Annotated in this window: 3 protein-coding genes; 1 reads left to right on the plus strand and 2 read right to left on the minus strand. The window is 28.8% G+C overall.

Translation table 11 applies throughout. The features are described from left to right. Window positions 1-404 precede the first annotated feature (404 nt). The gene (locus ACY1IQ_RS20945; RefSeq protein ID WP_461615465.1) at window positions 405-1,124 is read right to left on the minus strand and encodes a lytic transglycosylase domain-containing protein; all 720 of its coding nucleotides are present in this window, start codon (window positions 1,122-1,124) and stop codon (window positions 405-407) included. A 40-nt stretch (window positions 1,125-1,164) separates the two neighbouring features. Then, a complete protein-coding gene (locus tag ACY1IQ_RS20950; RefSeq protein ID WP_461615466.1) occupies window positions 1,165-3,171 on the minus strand; it encodes a triple tyrosine motif-containing protein in 2,007 nt (668 codons plus the stop codon). Between the two features lie 342 nt (window positions 3,172-3,513). Between ACY1IQ_RS20950 and ACY1IQ_RS20955 the strand changes: the two genes are divergently transcribed. Then, entirely contained in the window at window positions 3,514-3,696 is a 183-nt protein-coding gene (locus tag ACY1IQ_RS20955) for a hypothetical protein (protein ID WP_461615467.1), read from the plus strand. Window positions 3,697-4,199 lie beyond the last annotated feature (503 nt).

The raw sequence follows: 4,199 nt of genomic DNA on the forward strand, positions 1-4,199 counted from the left end.
TCCGTAGCGGCGAACAATATTCGCCATAATGACTAGCAATATAAAATTGCTAGTGAAAGATACATTAAAGAAATTATTTTGCTAAAAAATAATTTCAACCTTAATTGTCAATTTTCCATTCTCCATTGATAAAGTCCCTGAGGTGCAATAAAATATTGTACAGTATCTACAATTAAAACAATATCTTAATTATATTTCTTCAAAATTATAGCTTAAATTATCTAATTTCTGCTCCAAACTATACTGCACCTCAGAGGAACCCTAAAGGGCTTCACTACTGTTCCCCAGAGGTGAACAAAAAACTAGCAATTGTATTGCTAGTTTAAAATCAATTAAAGAAATTAATTCGTAAAGAATTAATTTTAACCACAATTGTCAATTGTCAATTCTCCATTTTCCATTGACTAAGGGTTGTAATATTTTTTTATTTTCACAAGATAATTTTGAGTTTCTTCTGGTAGTTTGTTAAAGTCAGCATGAGTTTTTACACCTCTCCACTGCATAGTTCCTGGTCCGCAATTATAAGCTGCTAATGCCATTTCTAAATCTCCATTAAACATTTCTAGATAATCTTTTATATGTCTTGTACCTGCATCAATATTTTCTTCAATATTAAATGGGTCTTTAACTCCATAATGACTAACATTTTCAGGCATCAATTGCATAAGCCCCATTGCCCCTGCCCATGATACAGTTTGAGGATTAAAGTCTGACTCAACCTTTATAATAGCTCTTATTAAACCTTCATTTACATTATGTTTTAATGAAGCCTGCTTAATTGCACTTTCAATTCTAATATCATCACTTACAGGTGTTGTAGGAGAAATATATCCATTATTAATTCCATGATAACTAGCACTGCTAGCACCTCTACTTACAATTCCATCTAAGTTATAGTTAGGTCTTAAAATTAAATCTGTAATATGAGTTAAATCATTATTTGCTCCTAAAGCTGCTTGTCCATTAATTTTGCTGGCTTCATCCTTTTCTTTTAAGGCATTTAAAAGACTGCTTAGAATCATATTAAAGCCTTCACTGCTACCTTCCCCTGAACCTTTAAACATGCTTGCTGCTAGCATAACTGGCAGCATACTATTCATATTATTATTTTCAATGTTCCCCATGTTTTGTACCGTCAAAATTCTCACCTATCTTTCAAAACTTTTATGAGTTTACCTTAATCTCTAGTATATCGTAGTCTTCATATGCTATTTTCTTATGACTGCTTTTTGTTAATGCCAATAGTTTATAGAAGCCCTTTTTAAATGGTATAAAAGTATAATAGCTTTTTTTACTATACTTTTGAATTAATCTCCAATCGCCTTTTTCCATAAGGTAAAATTCATATATTGTATCTTTTCCACCTTGAGAACTTACTGTAAAATTTATTGACTCATTACATTTAAATTCTTCCTTATCAATAGTTATTTTACAATTTGTAATTGGTGGCGCCTCTAATACATTAAAAATTAAACTTTTTTTACTATCATATTCCACTGTACTTGAAATATTTTTGCTCATAATATCTACAACATATCGTCCTGCACATCTTGGAATAAATTTAAATTTTTTCTCTGATATAAGATCAGATTTCTCAACCTCATGGCCATTTATTTTAATATTATATTTTATAAGGCTATTTTCCGTATTTTCCATTACTGCTTCTAATACTATGGAATCTCCTACTAAATAATATTCTTTGCTAGATGTTAGGACATACTCTATCTTAGCTGGAATATATTCGTAGCAATCAATATAAGCTACAGAATGAACGTCATATTCTCTTTTAGATCGTTTATCCTTAACCATAATTTCAAGTTCATACTGTCCTACTTCTTCTGGAGAAAAGTCAACCCAATTATGATCTCCATATTCTATTTTATCGACTATTCTATCATTTTTCTTAACTATAAAACTATATTTTAATTCTGTTCCACCAGTAGCAATAACTTTAACATTTATAGGTTCTTTAACTAAAAGCTGTCTTTTTTTATCAAATAAAATTTCAGCTATCTCTACTTTTTCTACAAAGTCTTCTTCTATAGTAAAGTTCATTTTTTCTTTAAGCTCATAATCTCCATCAAAAGACTTATCTTTAATGTAAACTTCAATAATATATTCTCCACATTTTGTAGGCTTCCAAAGATAGCTATTTGAATTATTATATTTAGTAGTTTGACTTTCATTACCATCTATGACAAACCTATATAATAATTCTCTCCCACCTGATGCTACTGCTTTTAATGTTATAGCAGTATCTATAACTTGAGGAGAACTTAAATCACTAGTAAAACTAAGAAGTTTAATAGTATTATAAGGAGCAATTTTATAATGAATAATAGCTCTATCATCAAATTCTTTAGGTGAATACATATCTTTAGCTAAACATAAGAGTTTATAATCTCCTTTTTTATTCTCACTAAAACTAACTAGCCTTTTAGTAGAATAATCTTGAATACAAGTTACTTCTCCATATTCATTTATTTTAACAAATTTATATAATATAACCCTGCTCTCATCAAAATTAGCTTCCACTTCAAAAATAAGTTCACTATCAACTAAAAGTTCTGTAGATATACATTTAAAATTGGTTATTTCCAATGAAGAAATTGGTAGAACTTCAAATCTTATAGATTTAAAGTCATCAAATAAATTTTTTGATTGTATATTCTTACACTCAACTAAAAATTCCATTTCTCCGTGTTGCTTTGGAGTATAGCTTAAATTATTTTGAGCAGAATAATCCGTTAAAAGAGTCCAACGAGAGTTTTCTTTAACCCAGTACCTATACATTATAGATGGTGAGATTCCCTCTACAGTTAAGTTAATCTTTTCTCCAACTTTAACTTCATCTCTATCTAAATATATGGATTTTATTAAATTTTCTTCACACTTGCCAATTATGTAATCGATTTTAGACATAAAATCAAAAGGCTTCTTGCTTCCTTCACTTTTGGCTTGTACCATTATTATATATTTTCCATCATCCTTAGGCTGCCACTTAATACAACTATCATTTTGAAAATCTTTAATAGTCTCCCAAGTTCCATCATTTCCAATTAGAAATTTATATAATAAATTTTGTTCTATTTCATTTTCAATACTAATAGTTATTTCTGTACCCTTTTCTTGAGGACTTTGCATGTTTGTAATAATATTCATTTCATTCATTTATTACCCATTCCTCCCCAGTTCATAATTCTCAAAACACTTTACAAATAGCTCATAGTATGATAATTACTATGCAATTAAAACCGTCCCTCAATCATACTATTAATGGAATTTTTCTTCTTATATATTCAAGATATCAACTCCATATTTAACCATTTATTTTGTTTCATATACCCTATTTCATTATACTATAGTTCCAAAATATAGAAAAGAATAAATTATCAATCAAATTCCAATAATAAGGTAAATCATTTTTGTTTGATTAACATTACGAATATTTATTCATCATACTCAATTAATAACTAAAAAACTTTATTATACATTGTATTTAAGAAAGGAGCTATGAAAATGCCTAAAGATAAAAAAGATTTATATGACCCAACCTATACATATAAAAAGTCGGATGTAGATATACAAAACTTTAAAGATTCTTATCCTGTAATAGAACGCACAAATAATGGACTAATCTTTCCTGAAGGAATAAAACCAGATATGGATACAGAACAATTGAGAAATCGCGATTAATTTAGTTCACAATTTAAGAAGATTTCTCATCATTATTCTTACACCCCTTTGGCAATTGAGAATTGACAATGGACTATGGACAATTGTGGATATTTCTCAGTGGTAACTGAGAAATATCCACAATTATTTATCTGTAGCAGCGAATAATGTTCGCCACATAACTAGCAATTTCATTGCTAGCTTAGAAACATATTCAAGAAATTATTTTGCCTAAAAATAATTTCCTCCTTAATTGTCAATTGTCAATTTTGAATTCTCCATTGATAAAGCTCCTGGGTGCAGTATGATATGGCACTATATCTGCAATATTAAGCGATATTTTAGCTATATTGCTTATCTCAATAATGCTAGTGTAAATTCAATAATTTTGTTCCAAATTATACTGCACCTTAGGGGAACCCTTATACAATTGAAAATTGACGATTGACAATGGAGAATTATTGATACTTCTCTTTTATAAGAGAAGTTCTAAATTTATTTCTTTTCAAAGTAACTCAGTCAAC

Source organism: Clostridium sp. Marseille-QA1073, assembly GCF_054863625.1.